At 33.4% G+C, this 1,248-nt stretch carries 1 protein-coding gene; it reads left to right on the top strand.

What is annotated here, in order from left to right; all coding sequences use genetic code 11:
• The first annotated feature begins 79 nt into the window (after positions 1 to 79).
• A protein-coding gene (locus FGQ66_RS15015; RefSeq protein ID WP_094850654.1) for an IS3 family transposase occupies positions 80 to 1,206 on the top strand; the annotation gives its coding sequence in 2 pieces (ribosomal slippage) (positions 80 to 308 and positions 308 to 1,206; 1,128 coding nt in all).
• Positions 1,207 to 1,248: the final 42 nt, after the last annotated feature.

The following is a 1,248-nucleotide window of genomic DNA, read 5'->3' as shown; positions in this document are numbered from 1 at the left end:
TGGTGTTAGTATCAAATCTTAGACAGCTTTTCGTAGAGACAAGAATAAATTAAACTTATCTACGAGAGGATGAATTTTTATGACCCGATATGAAGAAAATTTTAAACAAATGATTGTTGAACTGAATCAAACTGGACGTTCTGTTCGAGGGTTAGCGAAAGAATATGGCTTATCTGAAGCAACGATTTACAAATGGAAGAATTTATATTTACCTGATCAGTCCACAGGACTGACTGGAAAAGAAGTAGCTGAACTGAGAAAAGAAAATGCTCGTTTAAATGAGGAACTTGAAATCTTAAAAAAAGCCGCAGCCATATTCTCTCGGAAAACCTAAATTCGCTTGTTCAATTTATTGAAAAATGGTGTAAGGATTACACTGTTTCTTTGTTGTGTCGGTTATTAGAAATCCCTAGAAGTGTCTATTATTTTTATAAGAATAAACCGTTGACAGCTACAGAAATCAGAAATAATAAGTTGAAAAAGAAGATTTCAACAATTTTTTTTACGAATAAACAACGCTATGGTGCCACAAAGATCCATCAAGTTTTATTAAAAGAAGGGATTTCAGTATCTCTTAAACATGTCCAAAAGCTAATGAAACAATTAAATTTAAGGTCGATTGTAGTTAAAAAATATAGACCTCAAAGGTCTAATAAACCGATCATTTCAAAAGAGAATCTCTTAAATCAGGACTTTTCTACTGAAACGATCTGTGAGAAATGGGCAGCTGACATTACGTACATTCCTACTAAGAAAAATGGTTGGTGTTACTTATCTTCAATCATGGATTTACACACGAAAAAAATTATTAGTTATACATTTTCAAAACGAATGACTGTGGATTGTGTCATTCAAACATTGAATAAAGCAAAAATACATTATCACATTCCAGAAGGAATGATTCTACACACTGACTTGGGCAGCCAATACACAGCAAGAGAAGTGGAACAATGGCTTAAAACCAACAAAATAAGGCATTCTTATAGTAGAAAAGGAACACCTTATGATAATGCTGGAATCGAATCTTTCCATGCCTCATTGAAAAAAGAAGAAGTCTACACGACTAGCTACTCAGATTTTGAAGAAGCAAATCGAGCGCTATTTAGCTACATTGAAGGATTTTATAACCGAAATCGAATCCATAGCTCGATTCACTATCTAACCCCACAGGAATTTGAAGAATTAGCAAAAGAAAAAATGGCTTAACCGTCTCTACTAAAATGTGTCCAAGATATTGACTCAAATCCA

The organism is Enterococcus sp. BSD2780061688st2 D3 (assembly GCF_005844145.1).
Taxonomy (GTDB): Bacteria; Bacillota; Bacilli; order Lactobacillales; family Enterococcaceae; genus Enterococcus_B; species Enterococcus_B durans.
The sequence above is the reverse complement of the archived record's forward strand: the minus strand, read 5'-3'. Positions and strand labels throughout refer to the sequence as shown.